This is a genomic window from Staphylococcus sp. 8AQ (genome assembly GCF_902506595.1).
Classification (GTDB): Bacteria; Bacillota; Bacilli; order Staphylococcales; family Staphylococcaceae; genus Staphylococcus; species Staphylococcus pasteuri.
The window spans coordinates 449,575-469,000 of the sequence record NZ_LR733871.1 but is presented as its reverse complement, the minus strand read 5'-3'; the positions used below and the strand labels follow the sequence as shown (position 1 = coordinate 469,000).

Sequence of the window (19,426 nt, the reverse complement as noted above, 5' to 3'; positions counted from 1 at the left end):
CTTTTTTCAAATTATCCGTAAGTAAGGGTATCTTAATTATCATCAATTTCTAACATGCCAAATTTAAAGAAATATAAATAACCTTTGACCTTAGTTTGAAGAATCGTTTCTAATGTATTGCGGTAATACTTCATCTGTATGCGATACTTATCTTTCAATTGTTGACCGATTTCTTCATCTGTCAATCCTTTTCGACGGTTAAAAGCATCTGTCTTATAATCTACAAAATAATATTGTTTATCTTTAACATATATTAAATCAATCATCCCCTGAATAATTGAAACGTCTTCATCTTTCAGTTCTAATTGGTCAACTTTAGATTGATTCACTACAAAAGGTAATTCTCTATAAACTTGATCAGCGTTTGCTATTTCTAAATACAAATTACTATTTATAAAACGCATAATTTCTTTATATCTAATATCTTCTTTTGCGTCAGATTCAATGATATTTTTATCTATAATCTGATTAATATATTGATCTAAATCATCTTCAGTCATTCTTTCTTTCTTAAATGGTAAATGTTGCATTACTGTATGCATCAATGTACCGACTTCATTCGCTTTGCGTTTTCCTTGTTGACTTAAAAATTTAGGACGTTCATATGTTGAGACACCTATTCTATACTGTCGCACTCTATCATAGTTAGTACCACTTTCTTCCGTTTCTAGTTGTCGTTTTAATTCTGATACAGATTGTTTAGAGGGTTTTTCAGTGTCGACTAAATAAGGATATTCGAAAGTTAACTTGTCTTTTATTTTAGCTTTAACATCTTCGTTTCCACTTTGATACATTTCAATATCTTCTATACTTCTATGTTCTTGATCAGTAGTTGCAATCTCTGTAGAAATATCTTCGAAATGATCAATAAATAATGTCACTCTTGGTTTTACATTACTATCCAATTGTTCAACATCTTTTTCAAATTTTTGGTCATTTGTAATACTAGACGATTGATATTTTGATAATATGCTATAAATCATTGTAAATGGATTAGATGCAGTTAAACGTTCATTAACAGCGATATGATTTCCCGAAATAGGCAATCTTTCTAATTTATCTAATTCCTTTTCATCTTTAATTCTACCTATTAATATCAATTGTTCCTTGGCTCTTGTTAATGCTACATAGATTAAACGCATTTCTTCAGAAATCATCTCTTTTTCATTTATTGCAGAATAAGCGACTGAAGACAACGATGGATAAGCAATATCATTTTCTACATCAAAGTAATCCATCCCTAATCCATATTTCTGATTCAAAACAACTTGTCCTCTTAAATCTGTTTTATTAAATTTCTTAGATAAACCAGAATATATGACAAATGGAAACTCTAAACCTTTACTACTATGAATTGTCATCATTCGTACTACGTTATCATTTGGCCCTACAATATTTTCTTCACCAAAGTCTTTACCTCTATCAATTAGCTCATCTATAAATCTAATAAATTGATATAATCCACGGAAGCTAGAGTTTTCAAATTCAATAGCCTTATTAAATAGTCCATATAAATTCGCTCTACGCCCTCTACCACCTATTAATCCACTAAAATATTGAATAACAAAATGATCGTTATAAAATTTATCAATTAATTGATAAACCGGATAACGTTGGCTATATTCTTGATAGTGTTGAATATCATCTAAAAAGCGTTTTAACTTTTTAACTAACTTTTTATTAGCAACATCATTATTAATATATTGATGAATTGATTGATAAAAATAATCATCATTAGGACTAAATACACGAATATTTGCTAATTCATCTTCTGTAAATTGATAAATAACTGAGCGCATTAATCCAACCAAATAGATATCTTGTAACGGATTATCAACTGTACGTAAAAACGATAATATAAGTCGTACTTCTGTCTGTTCGAAATAACCTTCTCTACTGTTCACATGGAATGGAATATCATTATCTTTAAAAGCTTGCTGTAAATTACGCGCTTGACCATAACTACGTTCTAATATAACGATATCTTTATATGTCGCAGGCCGATATGAATTAGATTTCATATCATATACTTTTTTATGGTCTAAAATGTCTTTAACTTGCCCAACTATATAATTAGCCTCTTGTTCTGTACCAGTTAAATCACTATCTTCAGAACTCGCTTCAACCATTGTACGTAATTCGACATTATGATTAACATCGTCAAATGGCGCACCATAATATAATTGTGCCGCTTCATCATAAGTAATTTCTCCTACTTCTTCATCCATCATGTGTTTAAATAGATAGTTTGTAGTAGATAATACTTCTTTACGGGATCGGAAGTTTTGAGACAAATCTATACGCATACCAGCTTCTTGTCCTTCAGTATTAAAACGATTATATTTTTCGATAAATAAACTTGGATCGGCCTGTCTGAATTTATAAATCGATTGTTTAACGTCACCAACCATAAATAAATTCCCGTTAGATTCTTCACCTGTTTTGATACAAGATAAAATCTTCTCTTGAACACGGTTAGTATCTTGGTATTCATCAACCAATATTTCAGAAAAATGTTGACGATACATTTCAGCAATTTGTGAAGGTGAACCATCTTCATTAGTTAAAATTTGTAAAGCAAAATGTTCATAATCCGCAAAGTCTAATACATTTCTTTGGCGTTTGTGTTTCCCAAATTCATTGATGACATCTTTCACAATATCTGATAAATATGAAACTCTTGGCGCTAACAATTGCATATCATGTTTCAAATCTTCTGCAGTTCTTGAGAAATAATCACTTTTAACTTTAGTAATCATATCTTTATATTTAGTGTACGCAGCTTTCGCATCTTCTAATGCATCTACCATCATGGCATTTTCTTCTTTGATTTTTGCTGTTATAGCTGGAAATCTACTTGCAAATTGATGATTTATAAGCGTTTCAATTTGTAATGTATCATTTTCAAATAATTGACTCATAAATCGTCGTTCTGATTCTATGACTTCTAACTGCTTATCTACACTTTCCATCATTGAAAATAACTCATAGCTTTTTTCAAGTGATTCTTGCGCAGCATTTATAAAAATCATTGCCAAATCATTTAATAATTTTAATAACTCATCTTGTTGTGATTCATCCATATATGGCGTTGAAAGTTGATTTAACCATTCTTGAGGATTCGGGTTTGCAATACTAAAGAAATAAAGTTGTTTAATTACACTTCTAAATTGTGTATCACTACGGTCATTTGATAATTGTTCAGTTAAATCAATAAATTCTGGTTTCAAATAATCATAATGTCGCTCTAACACTTCATCAATCGTTTGTTCTAAAAGTAAGATATTTTCTGCTTCACTACTCGTTCTAAAATTAGGATCAATATCTAGTACGTCATAATGTTGTTGAATTAATTTCAAACAAAAACTGTGTAAAGTGGAAATCTGAGCTTGATGTATTTTGATACGCTGATTTTTCAAGTGTTCATTATTTGGATCTTCAATCGAAGCTTGTTGAATACGTTGGTCAACTCGATGTTTCATTTCTCTTGCACTTAAATTAGTAAATGTCACTACTAGTAAACGGTCTACATCAATTTCATCTCTTAAAATACGTTGAATAATTCTTTCAACCAGTACAGCTGTTTTACCAGAACCAGCAGCTGCAGCTACTAAAATATCTTGACCTTTGGCATAAATACTGCGCCATTGTGCATCTGTCCAAATAACATCTTGTGGTTTCGTAGGTATCATTCAGTTCCACCTCCATTTTCTTCCATTTGTTGAATCGCTTCTATTGGATTAATGGACTCATCAACAGTGCGATATCTTTTACTATCAATCATGCCATCTACATGGCAAACAGATTGGTAACTACAATATTGGCATGGCAATGTTTGTTTATATTTGAGTGGTGCTACTTCTGTATGTCCATCCATAATATGACTTGCCGTTTCAATAAAATTCTTTTTATTATGTTCTATAAATTTGTAAATAGTGTTTTCATCTGCAACCTGACTACTAGCTTTATTTATTGTTCCTTTAGCAGTTAAACCAACTGGCACAATATCAGATTTGAATTTAGGTTCTAATCTAATATCTAAAGCATCTAACACATTTTCATCACTATTAACTAATCCACTCATCTTAAATTTATTAATGTGCTCTTTTTCTAATTTTTCTTGATCAATTTCTAACCAATTTTTCAATTTGAGTCTTGGTTCATGAACATGGAAGTATAGTAAGCCACCTGGTTTAACGATATCTGTTAAGCCTAATCTTTCTTGGTTTTGTAATACGATGTCCATATAAGTCATCATTTGCATTTGTAAACCATAGTAAACTTTTGTTAAATCAAGTGTTGCACTATTTTTTGATGATTTATAGTCAATGATATTAACGTAACTTTGATTTTCTTTTGTATAAGTATCTATTCGGTCAATTTGACCACGTATATTAATAGGAACACCTTGTGTAGTTGTTAATGATTTAGCCATCAATTCTTCATCAGATTTAGGTGATTTACGGAAGCCCGTTTCAAATTGTTGTGGTTTGAATTTCGTATAGTCTCCTTGATATTTCAAAGCACTTAAAGTTGTTTCAACAATTGCGCCTATTCTTCTGGATAAATAACGATAATAAGCTGATGAATTTAATAGATTAAATTGAACTTTAGGTAAAATTTGTTCAAGCGCTTCTGATGTTAATGTTTTGATTTTTTTCTGATCAAGATGTTTAAAGTCTCCATCTATACGATCAGATATATATTTCAATACAGAATGGAAAATATCACCTAAATCAAAGTTTTGTAGTTCATATTTTGTTCGCTCATTTAATCTTAAACCATGTGAAGCAAAATGTTTAAATGGACATTGTTGATACCCTTCGAATCTAGATACACTCGCATTAATCGTTTTACCGTATAAATCCTGTGCCAGTGTTTCACTAAGCTGCTTCGTCTCATTATCGTAAGTTAACGAAGTGATTAAATAATCCAATCCCTCATTAAGACGCTCATCGTCACTCATTACTTGATATGCATCAAGCCATGTATCTGCTACAATTTCTTCATCTAACCAAGCTCTTAGTGACTCAAACAAATTAATTTTTGTTTGATGAACATGCTCAATTAATGAAATAGGATGTTCTTGATGCATTTGATGAATATTTATTACATCTAAATTGTCATAAATATCTTTTATTTGTGCTAAAAATGGACTCATTTCTTTTTCATCACCTGATGATCCCATCAAGCTATATGAAAATGTAACTCTATTTGTTGCACGAGTCATAGCAATATAGCATACAAATGCTTCATCCATTTGTAAGATATCTGACGTTGGGCTTAATTCTATTTGAGCATTTTGTTCGAATAATTTTTTCTCATCATCACTAATTAAGCTTGAAGAAGAAATAGGTTGAGGCATAGAACCATCATTCATACCGACAAGATAGATATGCTTTTTATTATCTACTTTAGCTAAATCCATCGTACCAATGCTTATTTGATCAAGTGTTTGAGGAATCATCACAAATTCTAATTGTTCTAATCCAATATCAAATACTTCTAAAAAGCGAGTTAATGTCATGCTTTCATGTTCAAACACAGTTACCAAATCATCTAGTATTTGAATTAAACCATTCCAAATTTGATCAATTTCTTCAGCTTCTTCATGGTAACCATCATTATCTAAAATATCTCGTTGTGTCATTAACTGATTGGGTAATTCAAAATATTCCATACTTTCATAAAATGCAGTAGCAAACTCACGAACTGTGTTACCTTCATTCATTGCTTGTTCAAAATGAAGAATTTTATCAATCACATCATTTTTTAATTTAACAACTTGTTCGAATGTCTCTCTTTCTTCTTGTGTAAGTTGATGTTCTTTACGACCCATTTTTCTAAAATTATCTACATTAAATAAATCGTCATCTAACCATCTTTTTCCATAAATACCACGTTCTATAGCAAAATTTTCTAATAAATCTATTAGGTGTGTACTATTTTTATATTGGTTAGTCAGCACATCTGTTTTCAATAAACGCATCATTGCATTGATATGCCAATTAGTTTGGATTACTTCGATTAGTGAACGAATCATTTCCATAATAGGATGATGTGTCATTGAACGTTTTGTATCTATGTTAAAAGGAATTTGATATAGCGGTAAAATAGATTCAAATAAATCGGCATATGATACGTCTCGATATAAGATTGCAATATCTTGAAATCTCAATTGGTTATCACGTGTATCTTTAAGAATTTGTCTTGCAATTTCATTAATTTCTTCTCTCATACTTGAAGATTCAAGAATATCGATATGCCCCTGATTTTGTTGAGGCGTTAGTTGTAATGCGTTGAATTGGGATTCTAAAGCTTTTAGATCATTATGATTAAATCGATAGACTTCTTTGAAAAAACGCTTTTGAAGTTGAATATGTAAATCTTGAGTAATCTCTTCTAAATGATTTAAAACTTCAGATGGCTTTCTAAATAAACTGAAAGCATCTTGATTACCATCAGTAGTTAATAATACCGTTACTTTTTTAGCATTTCTTACTAATGCTTGAATCATTTCGTATTCAAGAGTTGAAAAGTTATGGAAACCGTCTATGTATATTTCTGAGCGTTTTAGCCATTCAGATTTATCCATTTGTTCGATAAATTTTCGTAACGAATCTTCAACTGTAATAAAATTGCCGTGAGTTCGAGACTCAAATTGTTTATATATTAAAGAAATATCTTCTAATTTATGTTTAGTTCTGGTTTGAATATCGTGTGTATTTAGAAATTCATCAATATATTCAGGTAAGACAGAATATTTTTTAAAATCTTGAATTTGTTCGGCTAATTTCTCACTAAACCCAAAGTATTTGGCTTGTGATTTATATAATTTCATATCTGATTGATATTGTTGTACTAAATGATAAATCATCATTTCAGTTGCCGCTTTAGATAATCGTTGTTCCGTAAATCCCCCAACTTCTTGGAACACTCTATGGCTTAATCTTTCAAAGTGAAGTACCTCTGTTCTCAAACTTCCATTTAATGTTGAATCATTAACAAATGCTTGTTCAAATTGAAAAGTACTTTGAGTTGGAGCGATTAAAATAATTGGATCACCAAGTGGGTCAGTTTTCATTTTATCTTTGATTTCATTAACCATAGCTGTAGACTTCCCTGTCCCAGCTCTCCCTATATATGCATTTAATTCCATAACAACCCTCACTCCTTTGACAACATTTTAACATGGGAGCGGGACAGAAATAACATTTTTACAAAATTTATTTCGTAGTCTCGCCCCGGCAAGGTTGACTAAGTTAGTAAAGTATCACTACTATTTATAATAGTTTAATGATACTTACACATTAGCTTTAGCTAAAGTGTTCAACTAAGGATTACATGAGTTAACACTCATGCATAAGTAATTCTAATTTCTAAAGAAAAAGAATTACTTTATCAGTCTACTACTGCCAATTTGTAACTTATTTCTATTTTTTAAGTTCACTTCATTTTCACAGAATTACATTATTGAACCTAATAGCTATCACTATTAGGTAAGTCATACTAATTTGTTTTACAAAAAGTATGACTTTCCGTTATACATATTTATTCATTAATATATCTACACAATTTTACACACAAAAAGCGATAGACTTAGCGTCTATCGCTTTCAAAATTAATTTTTAGTATTATCTGGATTAAAGTTAGCTTTAAATTCATTTAATGGCCAGAATCTGAATGAAACTTTACCAACAATTTGATCTTTATTAATCAAACCAAATGAACGACTATCTTTACTTACTTCACGATTGTCCCCTAATACTAAGTATTTACCTTTAGGGATGACATTTGATTTAGGGTTAGCATTAGGTAAATCTTTCACTTGGAAAGTACCAGTAATATATTCAATCTGTTTTCGTTTCTCATTATAATTTAAATAAGGTTCATCCTGTTTCTTACCATTTATATATAATTGGTCTTTTTTATATTCTACCTTATCTCCTGGAGTACCAATAACACGTTTAACGTAGTCATCTTTTTTATTAGCATGGAAAACAATGACGTTACCTTTTTTCACATCGCCAATTTTATAACCCATAATGTTTACGCCAACACGTTCCCCATCTTTTAATGTTGGATCCATTGAGTCACCTTTAATTGTATAAGGTTGACCAACAAAATCCTTTATAAACCATACAAGCAAAACTGCTATTGCGATGGCGACAATCCATTCTATAATTTCCTTTTTCAAATTACACACCTCTTATATTCATTTAAAGTCTGTCGTAAATGCATCAAACGGATAATATTTTACACTTACATCACCAATAATATTACTTTTATCAATTAGACCATAACGTCTTGAGTCTGATTTTACACTATCGTTATCATTTAATACAAAATAGTGTTTGGGTGAAATGATATCTCCATCTGAATGTTTCATATTTCTTAACGAAACATTATTCAAATCTCTATTTTTAGCGTACTTATCTTGAACTACTCTATCGTCTCGATAAAGCTTGTTATTTCTAATTTCAATAGATTGTCCTGGTTTCCCAATTATTCTACTAAAATGGATTCGTCCATTATCTTTATACATCACTATGTCACCAGTATCTAATAAATTAAATGTGACTTTAATTTTATTAACAATCAATCGGTCACCTTCATTTAATGTAGGTGCCATACTTTGATCCTGTACAACAGCACCTCTGATGATAAATGTTTGAATGAACATTACAATAATAATCGCAAATATTAAGGAAATCAAATATTTAATAACAGTTTTCAACTTTTCACTCCTTAGTAGAGCCCATAAAATGTTTTTCTACCTTTTTACTTACAAACCAAAGTAAGACAAATAATAATAACGTCACAATAGCTCTTATCGGATTAGTGAAAATCGTCGTTACCTCTCGACCCATTATCCCTAATACAGTTATGGAAATCAATTTAGATAATTTTAAAACGATAAAATAATACTTTGTTTTAATATGTGAAAGACTTGCTACCACATTAATCAATGTATTTGGCGTAAATGGAAAACATAATAAAATAAATAGTGGTATTAAGCCTTGTCTATCTATAAAACTAATTAATCTTTGTACTGACTTTTTAGTTTTGAATTGTTTCATTTTTTTAGTATTGACTAACCTTTTAAAGATTAAAAACATTGTAAATGTACCTGCTACAATGCCTAGCCAACAAATTATAATGCCTACGACCGCACCATATGTATGCATAATTAAAATGACATAAAGCGTTAAGGGTAAAATGGGGATGATTGCTCTAAAATATATTAGCACAAACCCAGGAATATATCCGAATTGCCGAAATAAATCAAACCATTCTTCTAATTGTTCAAACGACAAAACATCAAATCCTTTCTTGGTAAACATTACCTTATTTATTATAGTTGTAATTATAGTATTTTGAAATAGCAATCTTCTTTTAAAGCAATAAATACATCTGAAGTTTGAGAAAACAAAACCACTTTACAACATGAAAGGCTAGGACAAGTTAGTCCTAGCCTTATAATTATAACATTTATTCATTATAAAATATATTTTTTATAGATTATAGACGTGCTTCAAGATCTTTTTTCATTTCTTCAAATCCTGGTTTACCTAATAATGCAAACATGTTTTGTTTATAAGCTTCAACACCAGGTTGATTAAATGGATTTACGCCTAATTGATATCCACTCATAGCACAAGCTAATTCGAAGAAGTAAACAACATATCCAAATGTTTCTTCATCTAATCGAGGAATATTAACAACGATATTAGGAACTCCACCATCAGTATGTGCTAATAATGTACCTTCAAATGCTTTAGTATTTACCTCATCAATTGTTTTACCAGCAAGATAATTTAATCCATCTAAATCATCACTATCTTCTTCAATTGTAAGATCATGTTTAGGATTATTAACTTTAACAACTGTTTCAAATAAGAAGCGACGGCCTTCTTGAACATATTGTCCTAATGAATGTAAATCTGTAGTATAGTTCGCGCTTGAAGGATAAATGCCTTTAAAGTCTTTACCTTCAGATTCACCGAATAATTGTTTCCACCATTCATTGAAATATTGCATAGAAGGTTCATAGTTAATTAACATTTCAGTAGTGTAGCCTTTGCTATATAAAAGGTTACGGATTGTAGCATATTGATAAGCAATATTCTCTTCTAATTTATCTGAAGATAATTCTTCACGTGCTTTTGCTGCACCAATCATCATTGCCTCAATATTAATACCTGCAGCTGCAATTGGTAATAAACCAACGGCTGTTAATACTGAATAACGTCCACCAACATCGTCTGGTACTACAAATGTTTCATAACCTTCATTTGTAGCTAATTGTTTTAAAGCACCTTTTTTCTTATCAGTAGTAGCGAAAATACGTTTTTTAGCTTCTTCTTTACCATATTTATTTTCTACTAATTGTTTAAATAAACGGAAAGCAACTGCTGGTTCAGTTGTTGTTCCTGATTTTGAAATGACGTTTACAGAAAAATCTTTATCTGCTAAATAATCAACTAATTCTTTTGTATAACTAGAAGATAAGTGATTACCTACAAATACAATTTCAGGATAGTCATTATTTGTTCTGAATGAAGAAGTAAGCATTTCAATAGCGGCACGTGCACCTAAATAAGAACCACCGATACCAATAACAACTAATACATCAGCATTGGCTTTAATACGTTTAGAAGCTTCTACAATTCTTGAAAACTCTTCTTTATCATAATCAACAGGAAGATCAACCCAACCAAGGAAATCTTTTCCAGCGCCAGTACCTTCATGTATCGTTTTGTGTAATGTTTTCACGATATCTTTTTGTTGTTCTAATTCATGTTCTCCAAAAAATTCTAAAGTCTTACCATAATCTAATTGAATATGAGTCATCTAAAAAGCCTCCTATGTTTTTACTACTTTAATTCTACTAAGTTTATATTTGCTATTCAATTCACAAGTCTCCTTTTTACTATTAAAAATGAACTTTCAGTGTCATTTCAGTTTCCAAATGTAATCTCTTATCAATACAATATGCATTTTTCTAAAAATTTAATAACTTTAAAAATTCTTTTATATCAGTATATATTAAAGATAATATTGAAAACACCTCATCTATTAAATGTATATTTATGTAGTTTTATGGTTTATTTTTCATTAGCAGTCTGTTATGATGAATTTATATTAAAATTCTGAAAATAATTTGAGGTGTAAATATGAAAGAGAAAATTGTTTTAGCATATTCTGGAGGATTAGACACAAGCGTAGCAGTACAATGGTTAATAGATAAGGGTTACGATGTTGTAGCATGTTGTTTAGATGTTGGAGAAGGAAAAGACTTAGATGTTGTACATGAAAAAGCGTTAAAAATGGGCGCAGTAGAATGTCATATTATTGATGCTACAAAGGAATTTAGTGATGATTATGTAAGTTATGCTATTAAAGGTAATTTAATGTATGAAAATGCATATCCATTAGTATCAGCATTATCACGTCCACTAATTTCTAAAAAGTTAGTAGAAATTGCTGAAAAAACAAATTCAGTCGGTATTGCTCATGGATGTACTGGTAAAGGTAATGACCAAGTACGTTTCGAAGTCGCAATTAAAGCACTTAATCCAAAACTAAAAGCATTTGCACCTGTAAGAGAATGGGCATGGAGTCGTGAAGAAGAAATTGATTATGCAATCAAACATAATATTCCAGTATCAATTAATCATGATTCTCCTTACTCAATTGATCAAAATTTATGGGGTAGAGCTAACGAGTGCGGTATCTTAGAAGATCCTTATGCTGCCCCACCTGAAGATGCATTTGATTTAACGAATGCACTTGAAAATACACCTGATGAATCCGACGAAATTATTCTTTCATTTAAAAATGGTATACCTGTTCAAATAGATGGCAAAGATTATGATTTAGACGATTTAATCCTTTATTTAAATCAATTAGCTGGTAAACATGGTATTGGTAGAATTGACCATGTTGAAAATAGATTAGTCGGCATAAAATCAAGAGAGATTTATGAAACACCTGGTGCAGAAGTGATTTTAAAAGCTCATAAAGCACTTGAAACAATTACTTTAACTAAAGACGTTGCACACTTTAAACCAGTGATTGAAAAGCAATTTTCTGAACAAGTATATAATGGTTTATGGTTCTCACCTTTAACTGATAGCCTAAAACAATTTATTGACAGTACACAACAATATGTCGAAGGAGATGTAAGAGTTAAATTATTCAAAGGCAATGCTATCGTAAATGGTAGACAATCACCTTATACTTTATACGATGAAAAGTTAGCTACTTATACAAAAGAAGATGCGTTTAATCAAGAAGCAGCTGTCGGATTTATCGATATTTATGGTTTACCAACGCAAGTTAATTCTATGTTACATGGAGGCTACAGTAATGAGTAAAAAAGCTTGGGGAGGAAGATTCGAAGCTCAACCAGAAGATTGGGTTGATGACTTTAATGCATCAATTGATTTCGACAAAAATTTAATAGACCAAGATATTCAAGGTAGCATTGCACATGCAACAATGCTCGCTAATCAACATATTATTAGTCAAGATGATGCCAAAACCATTATAGAAGGCTTAAAAGAAATCCAAGTAGATGCGCATCAAAATAAAATTGAATTTAAAGCATCGCTAGAAGACATTCATTTAAACATTGAACATGAGCTAATTCAACGTGTAGGAGAAGTTGGCGGTAAACTTCATACTGGTAGAAGCAGAAATGATCAAGTCGCTACTGATATGCATTTATACACTAAAGAAGAAGTTCTAGAAATTATTGAATTAATTAAATCATTGCAGCAAACGATATTAAAAATTGCTAATACCCATATAGACACAATTATGCCAGGTTATACGCACTTACAACGTGCTCAGCCGATATCTTTCGCGCATCATATTATGACTTATTTTTGGATGTTAGAGCGTGATAAATCTCGATTCCAAGATAGCATCAAAAGAATCGACATCTCCCCTCTTGGTGCTGCAGCATTAAGCGGAACAACACATCCTATTGATCGTCACGAAACACAATCACTGCTTAATTTTAGTGCTATATATGAAAATAGTTTAGATGCTGTCAGTGATCGTGACTATATTGTCGAAACACTGCATAATATTTCATTAACTATGGTTCATTTATCAAGATTTTCTGAAGAAATTATTTTCTGGTCCACTGATGAAGCAAAATTCATTACGTTATCAGACGCTTTTTCTACTGGTTCGTCTATTATGCCTCAAAAGAAAAATCCAGATATGGCAGAATTAATTAGAGGTAAGGTGGGTCGTACAACAGGTCATTTAATGAGTATGTTAGTTACACTTAAAGGCCTACCATTAGCTTATAATAAGGATATGCAAGAAGATAAAGAAGGTTTATTCGATGCTATCCATACAATTAAAGGTTCACTCAAAATTTTCGATGGCATGTTAGATACGATGACTGTTAATACTGATCGTCTTAATGAAACAGTTACAAAAGACTTTTCAAATGCAACAGAATTAGCTGATTATCTTGTAAGTAAAAATGTACCATTTAGAACTGCACATGAGATTGTTGGAAAAATTGTATTAGATTGTATTAATAACGGTATTTATTTACTCGATGTGCCTTTAACAGATTATCAATCCTATCACCAGAGTATAGAATCTGATATTTATGATTATCTAAAACCAGAAAATTGTTTAAAACGACGTAAAAGTTATGGTTCGACTGGTCAAGATGCAGTTAAACATCAACTATCAGTTGCTGAAAAATTATTAAAATCATAAGTTATTTTGTAGGAAGTCGTTCAGAATTATAAAGTTTTAGCCTGAGACATTGCTTTGTTTTAGGCTTTTTCATTTTGCGTAGACACCACTTTTTTTATATTTATACTTAATAGTTTACCAACTTTTAAAAATAAACATTATATTGTTATACAACTTATAGTATAATTGATAAGTATTTTAAAATTATTGGAAAGGTCATATTATGTATAAATTTCTAAAAGCTGTCTTATTATTTATTTTAGTATCTACAATTTGTGTATTTATTTATTCAAAGTTTCAACCAACAATTGATGCAAAAAGTTCTAAAAAACATTGGTTATCCAACCCTACAAACGAAAAATTTGTAACTATCGCTCATAGAGGTGCAAGTGGTTATGCACCTGAACATACTTTTAATTCTTACGATAAAAGCCATAAAGAAATTGGTGCTTCATATATCGAAATTGATTTACAAAGAACGAAAGATGGACAACTTATAGCTATGCATGATGACTCAGTAGATCGTACAACCAATGGGTATGGTAAAGTAAAAAATTTAAACTTATCTCAAATAAAGCAATTAGATGCTGGAAGTTGGTTTAATAAAGCAAATCCTAAATTAGCTAAATCAGAATATATAAATGCCAAAGTCCCTACTTTAAATGAGATACTTACTCGCTATGGTAACAAAGCAAATTATTACATCGAAACAAAATCTCCTGATGTTTATCCTGGAATGGAATCTCAACTATTACAAACACTTAAACAGCATGGTTTATTATCCAAGACATCTTTAAAAAACGGTCACGTTATGATTCAATCATTTTCTGAAGAAAGTTTGACAAAAATACACAAGTCTAATCAAAATGTTCCCCTAGTTAGATTAATCAAAAAGCATCAGCTACAACATTTAACAGATAAAGATCTTAAACATATTAAAAGTTATGCAACTGTAATTAGTCCTGAATTCAGTGACTTAACTCGTTTTAATACTTCTCACATCAAAGATTTAGGATTTCTTATCCACCCATTTACTGTTAATGAAACTGCAGATATGAAAAGATTAAATGGCTATGGTATTGACGGTGTTTTCACCAATTATCCAGATAAATACAAAAAGGTATCACATTAATTTATTACAAAGGGAGCGGGACAGAAATAATATTTTCTCAAAATTTATTTCGTTGTCCCACCCCGGCAAGGTTGACTAGAGTTGAAAAAAGCTTGATACAAGTGCATTTTCAATTCAGTCAACTACTGCCTATATATAATTGTAGCCTGAGACATTGATTTATGTCCCAGGCTGTTTTTATGTAAAATTACAGTTAAACTTTAATGATATTTTGAAGAATGTATTAATTTTTTTAGAGTTAATTAATTATTCAGTAAATTCTATTTCTAGTATTTGGAAATATTGTCATGATAGTGATAACACACTTATTGAAAGGATGTTATTACGATGAAAATAAACAAATGGGTTTTCGCAAGTGTTGCAACTGTATCTTTATTAGGTATGGCTAATCCTGTATATGCAAGCGGTAATGGACAAACTAATAATGGTCAATATGATCAGCAATCCACACAGTCCTCTTCAAATCAAAATCAATCAACAAATTGGCAAAAAAACCTAACCGGAGAAGCACATACTACAATTGCGCATAGAGGTGCAAGCGGATATGCACCCGAACATACATTCAATTCATATGATAAAAGTCATAGAGAATTAGGTGCTTCATACATAGAAATTGATTTACAAAGAACGAAAGATGGGCATCTTGTAGCTATGCATGATGAAACTGTTGATCGTACTACAAATGGACATGGTCGTGTTGAAGATTATACTTTAGACGAATTAAAGAAACTTGATGCTGGTAGTTGGTTCAATAAACAACACCCTAATTTAGCTAAATCAGAGTATAAAAATGCTAAAGTTCCTACTTTAGATGAAATTTTAAGTCGCTATGGTAAAAATGCTAATTATTATATAGAAACAAAATCACCAGATGTCTATCCAGGTATGGAAAATCAATTAATTCAATCATTAAATAAACATGGTATGCTGACAAATCAATCCCTTAAAAATGGTCACGTCATAGTTCAATCATTTTCTGAACCGAGTTTACAAAAAATGAAACAATTAAGTCCTAATATCCCATTAATTCGTTTATTAGATAAAGGAGAACTAACATCTCAAACTGAATCAGACTTAAAACGAATCAAATCATATGCTATTGGTGTAGGACCAGAATATACAGATTTAAACGAAAACAATACAAAACATTTAAAAGATTTAGGTTTCCTCATTCATCCATTTACTGTTAATAACGAAACAGATATGCAACGTCTAAATGATTATGGTGTTGATGGTGTGTTTACCAACTATGCTGATAAATATAAAAATATAAGTCACGAATGAAATATATGAAGAATATAGGGTATATATTAATAATATTCATATATTAAAAAGGCAGTGAAAAAATGGCAACAAGCGAAGAAACATTAAATCAATTTTTGGATCATTTAAAAGACGATCATATTACTACTCGTAAAATGATGGGAGAACATATTATATATTATGATAAGGCAGTCGTTGGCGGTTTGTATGACAATCGTTTACTAGTTAAAGCTACAAATTCTTCACTAAGTACATTACCTAATTATGAATTAGTAGAGCCTTATCCTAATGCCAAAAAAATGATACATTATCCTTTTACGGAAGATAGCGATATGATTTTAAAAGTTTTATCCCAAATTAAAAAGGATTTAACATAATTAATCAAAAAAACATTCACTCAATTGTCTTTGAGTGAATGTTTTAATTTAATTTAAAATTATAACAATTTGTGTTTATGCCCAACCACGGTAACGTGCAGCTTCAGCAGTACGTTTAATACCAACGATATAGGCTGCTAAACGCATATCAATTTTTCTATTTTGTGATAATTCATAAATAGTATCAAATGCTGTGATTAATTTTTCACGTAATTTTTCATTAACTTCTTCTTCTGTCCAGTAATAACCTTGATTATTTTGAACCCATTCGAAGTAAGAAACTGTTACACCACCAGCACTTGCTAACACGTCTGGTACTAATAATACACCACGTTCAGTTAAAATACGTGTTGCTTCTGGAGTAGTTGGACCATTTGCTGCTTCAACTACGATACTTGGTTTAATGTCATTAGCATTATCTTCAGTAATTTGGTTTGAAATTGCAGCTGGAACTAAAATATCGCAATCTAATTCAAATAATTCTTTATTTGAGATTGTTTCTTCAAATAGATTAGTAACAGTACCGAAACTATCTCTTCTATCTAATAGATAATCTATATCTAAACCATTAGGGTCATGTAGCGCGCCATAAGCATCTGAAATACCTACTACTTTAGCACCTAAATCATATAAGAATTTTGCTAAGAAACTACCAGCATTACCAAAACCTTGGATAACAACTTTAGCATCTTTAATATCCATACCTTTACGTTTAGCTGCTTGTTCGATAGCTATAACTACGCCTAATGCAGTTGAGCGGTCACGACCTTCAGAGCCACCTAATACAATTGGTTTACCAGTGATAAATCCAGGTGAATTGAATTTATCTAACGCACTATATTCATCCATCATCCAAGCCATAATTTGTGAGTTTGTAAATACGTCTGGTGCTGGAATATCTTTGTTCGGCCCTACAAATTGTGAGATAGCTCTAACATAGCCGCGTGATAAGCGTTCTACTTCGTGAATACTCATTTGACGAGGGTCACAAACGATTCCGCCTTTACCACCGCCGTATGGTAAATTAACAATACCGCATTTTAATGTCATCCACATTGATAAAGCTTTAACTTCTTCTTCATCAACATCTGGGTGGAAACGTACGCCCCCTTTAGTTGGACCTACAGCATCATTGTGTTGTGCACGATATCCAGTAAATGTTTGAACAGTTCCATCGTCCATACGAACTGGTATACGTACTTGTAACATTCTTAGTGGTTCTTTGATAAGGTCGTACATACCCTCATCAAAACCTAATTTATGCAAAGCTTCTTTAATAATTCCTTGAGTAGAAGTCACTAAATTATTATTCTCAGTCATGATCCTTTTCGCCTCTTTTTTAACTAATGATTTCGCTTTCATTCATTATTGTAACACAACTTTATCCTTTTTAAAGGGGTTACAAAATGATTGTTACAACTTTTTGAACTTATTGAAATACTTGTTTAATTTTTTCAATAGCAATGTCTAATTCTTCTTTAGTAATCACAAGTGGTGGTGCAAATCGAATAACTGTTTCATGTGTTTCTTTACATAATAAACCTAATTCTTTCAATGATTCACAGTATGGTCTTGCATTTTCAGTTAACTCGATTCCGATAAATAATCCACGTCCGCGTACTTCTTTAATAGATGGATGTTCAATTTTTTGTAATTCTGATTTAAAGTATTCACCTAGTTCTAATGAACGACCAGGTAAGTCTTCATCTACAATGACATCTAAAGCTGCTAATGACACAGCACATGCTAATGGATTACCACCGAATGTTGATCCGTGAGAACCTGGTGTAAATACATCTAACACTTCTTTGTCAGCTAATACAACAGAGATTGGTAATACACCGCCGCCTAATGCTTTCCCTAAAATATAAACATCTGGTTTAACATTATCCCAATCAGTAGCAAATAGTTTACCAGAACGACCTAAGCCAGCTTGAATTTCGTCGGCAATAAATAAAATATTGTGTTCATCACAAAGTTCTCTTATAGCTTTTAAATAACCTTCTGGAGGAACATTAATACCAGCTTCACCTTGAATTGGTTCAACTAAAATAGCTGCAGTATTGTCAGTAATAGCTGCTTTTAATTTTTCAACATCACCAAAATCAACTTTGCGGAAACCATCAAGTAATGGACCATATCCTCTTTGATATTCTGCTTCAGATGATAATGATACTGGAGCCATTGTACGACCATGGAAATTACCATTAAATGCAATAATTTCAGCTTGGTTTGGTTCGATACCTTTTACATCGTAAGCCCAACGACGTGCTGCTTTTAATGCTGTTTCAACAGCTTCAGCACCTGTGTTCATTGGTAATGCCTTTTCTTTACCTGATAATTCACAAATTTTCTTATACCATTCGCCTAAATTATCACTGTGAAAAGCACGTGATACTAAAGTGACCTTTTCAGCTTGGTCTTTAAGTGCTTGAATAATTTTAGGATGTCTATGACCTTGGTTTACTGCTGAATAAGCAGATAACATGTCCATGTATTTATTACCTTCAGGATCTGTCACCCATACACCTTCCGCTTCTGAAATTACAATCGGCAGTGGCACATAGTTGTGAGCTCCATAATGATTTGTTAATTCAATGATTTCTTCTGACTTAGTCATAATATCTCCCCTTTGTTTAATAAATATTAAAGCTAATTACCAATATCATAACTGATTTTTACCGGCTCTCAAACTGTTTATACAAATATATTTCAAAATTTTCTAATTATAAAGATTAGTTGAGATTTTCTATTAAAATGCTCAAGAAAATAGGATCAACTTTTAGCTTTGAAATCCCTTACAAATATAATGACACAAGCCTACTATGTTGTACAAGTAAAAGTTTAAAAATTCATCATTATATATAATTTTAAGTTTTAAAAACATTGTGATATCAGTATTATTAGTATATTTTTCATCTGA

General features: G+C 31.1%; 13 protein-coding genes. 5 read left to right on the top strand and 8 right to left on the bottom strand.

From position 1 onward, the window contains the following. Nucleotides 1-32 precede the first annotated feature (32 nt). The 6 genes from addA to GVY01_RS02445 all read right to left on the bottom strand — a co-directional run bounded on the left by addA (nt 33) and on the right by GVY01_RS02445 (nt 10,854). Entirely contained in the window at nt 33-3,692 is a 3,660-nt protein-coding gene (gene addA, locus GVY01_RS02470; RefSeq protein ID WP_017637414.1) for a helicase-exonuclease AddAB subunit AddA, read from the bottom strand. Beyond that, the gene (gene addB / locus GVY01_RS02465; RefSeq protein WP_017637415.1) at nt 3,689-7,159 is read right to left on the bottom strand and encodes a helicase-exonuclease AddAB subunit AddB; all 3,471 of its coding nucleotides are present in this window, start codon (nt 7,157-7,159) and stop codon (nt 3,689-3,691) included. Before addB ends, addA begins: the two co-directional genes overlap by 4 nt. A 462-nt stretch (nt 7,160-7,621) precedes the next feature. Continuing rightward, nucleotides 7,622-8,197: a signal peptidase I gene (gene lepB / locus GVY01_RS02460; RefSeq protein WP_017637416.1), complete on the bottom strand. Its 576-nt coding sequence runs from the start codon at nt 8,195-8,197 to the stop codon at nt 7,622-7,624. 18 nt (nt 8,198-8,215) lie between these two features. Further along, entirely contained in the window at nt 8,216-8,737 is a 522-nt protein-coding gene (gene lepB / locus GVY01_RS02455) for a signal peptidase I (protein WP_017637417.1), read from the bottom strand. Between the two features lie 4 nt (nt 8,738-8,741). After that, nucleotides 8,742-9,317: a TVP38/TMEM64 family protein gene (locus GVY01_RS02450; protein WP_159333787.1), complete on the bottom strand. Its 576-nt coding sequence runs from the start codon at nt 9,315-9,317 to the stop codon at nt 8,742-8,744. 205 nt (nt 9,318-9,522) lie between these two features. Further along, on the bottom strand, nt 9,523-10,854 hold the full coding sequence (locus tag GVY01_RS02445; protein WP_017637419.1) for a glucose-6-phosphate isomerase: 1,332 nt from the start codon (nt 10,852-10,854) through the stop codon (nt 9,523-9,525). Between the two features lie 323 nt (nt 10,855-11,177). On the opposite strand from GVY01_RS02445, the gene GVY01_RS02440 reads away from it, so the two are divergent. The 5 genes from GVY01_RS02440 to GVY01_RS02420 all read left to right on the top strand — a co-directional run bounded on the left by GVY01_RS02440 (nt 11,178) and on the right by GVY01_RS02420 (nt 16,503). Next, entirely contained in the window at nt 11,178-12,380 is a 1,203-nt protein-coding gene (locus GVY01_RS02440; RefSeq protein WP_046466509.1) for an argininosuccinate synthase, read from the top strand. Then, nucleotides 12,373-13,752, top strand: coding sequence for an argininosuccinate lyase (gene argH / locus GVY01_RS02435; RefSeq protein ID WP_108016850.1), 1,380 nt, complete (start codon nt 12,373-12,375; stop codon nt 13,750-13,752). Before GVY01_RS02440 ends, argH begins: the two co-directional genes overlap by 8 nt. 202 nt (nt 13,753-13,954) lie before the next feature. Beyond that, on the top strand, nt 13,955-14,863 hold the full coding sequence (locus GVY01_RS02430) for a glycerophosphodiester phosphodiesterase (RefSeq protein ID WP_017637422.1): 909 nt from the start codon (nt 13,955-13,957) through the stop codon (nt 14,861-14,863). 381 nt (nt 14,864-15,244) lie between these two features. Then, entirely contained in the window at nt 15,245-16,147 is a 903-nt protein-coding gene (locus tag GVY01_RS02425; protein WP_427704023.1) for a glycerophosphodiester phosphodiesterase, read from the top strand. 62 nt (nt 16,148-16,209) lie between these two features. Beyond that, nucleotides 16,210-16,503 carry a TfoX/Sxy family protein gene (locus tag GVY01_RS02420; protein ID WP_017637425.1) on the top strand — a complete coding sequence of 98 codons (294 nt, stop codon included), beginning with the start codon at nt 16,210-16,212 and terminating at the stop codon, nt 16,501-16,503. 75 nt (nt 16,504-16,578) lie between these two features. On the opposite strand, the gene GVY01_RS02415 is transcribed toward GVY01_RS02420, so the two are convergent. After that, on the bottom strand, nt 16,579-17,823 hold the full coding sequence (locus GVY01_RS02415; RefSeq protein WP_017637426.1) for a Glu/Leu/Phe/Val family dehydrogenase: 1,245 nt from the start codon (nt 17,821-17,823) through the stop codon (nt 16,579-16,581). A gap of 109 nt (nt 17,824-17,932) precedes the next feature. Further along, nucleotides 17,933-19,123: an ornithine--oxo-acid transaminase gene (locus GVY01_RS02410; RefSeq protein WP_017637427.1), complete on the bottom strand. Its 1,191-nt coding sequence runs from the start codon at nt 19,121-19,123 to the stop codon at nt 17,933-17,935. Nucleotides 19,124-19,426: the final 303 nt, after the last annotated feature.

Coding starts and splice junctions, on each gene's coding strand:
- addA (WP_017637414.1), bottom strand. CDS start 3,692: ATGATACCTACGAAACCACAAGATGTTATTTGGACAGATGCACAATGG.
- addB (WP_017637415.1), bottom strand. CDS start 7,159: ATGGAATTAAATGCATATATAGGGAGAGCTGGGACAGGGAAGTCTACA.
- GVY01_RS02445 (WP_017637419.1), bottom strand. CDS start 10,854: ATGACTCATATTCAATTAGATTATGGTAAGACTTTAGAATTTTTTGGA.
- GVY01_RS02440 (WP_046466509.1), top strand. CDS start 11,178: ATGAAAGAGAAAATTGTTTTAGCATATTCTGGAGGATTAGACACAAGC.
- argH (WP_108016850.1), top strand. CDS start 12,373: ATGAGTAAAAAAGCTTGGGGAGGAAGATTCGAAGCTCAACCAGAAGAT.
- GVY01_RS02430 (WP_017637422.1), top strand. CDS start 13,955: ATGTATAAATTTCTAAAAGCTGTCTTATTATTTATTTTAGTATCTACA.
- GVY01_RS02425 (WP_427704023.1), top strand. CDS start 15,245: ATGGCTAATCCTGTATATGCAAGCGGTAATGGACAAACTAATAATGGT.
- GVY01_RS02420 (WP_017637425.1), top strand. CDS start 16,210: ATGGCAACAAGCGAAGAAACATTAAATCAATTTTTGGATCATTTAAAA.
- GVY01_RS02415 (WP_017637426.1), bottom strand. CDS start 17,823: ATGACTGAGAATAATAATTTAGTGACTTCTACTCAAGGAATTATTAAA.
- GVY01_RS02410 (WP_017637427.1), bottom strand. CDS start 19,123: ATGACTAAGTCAGAAGAAATCATTGAATTAACAAATCATTATGGAGCT.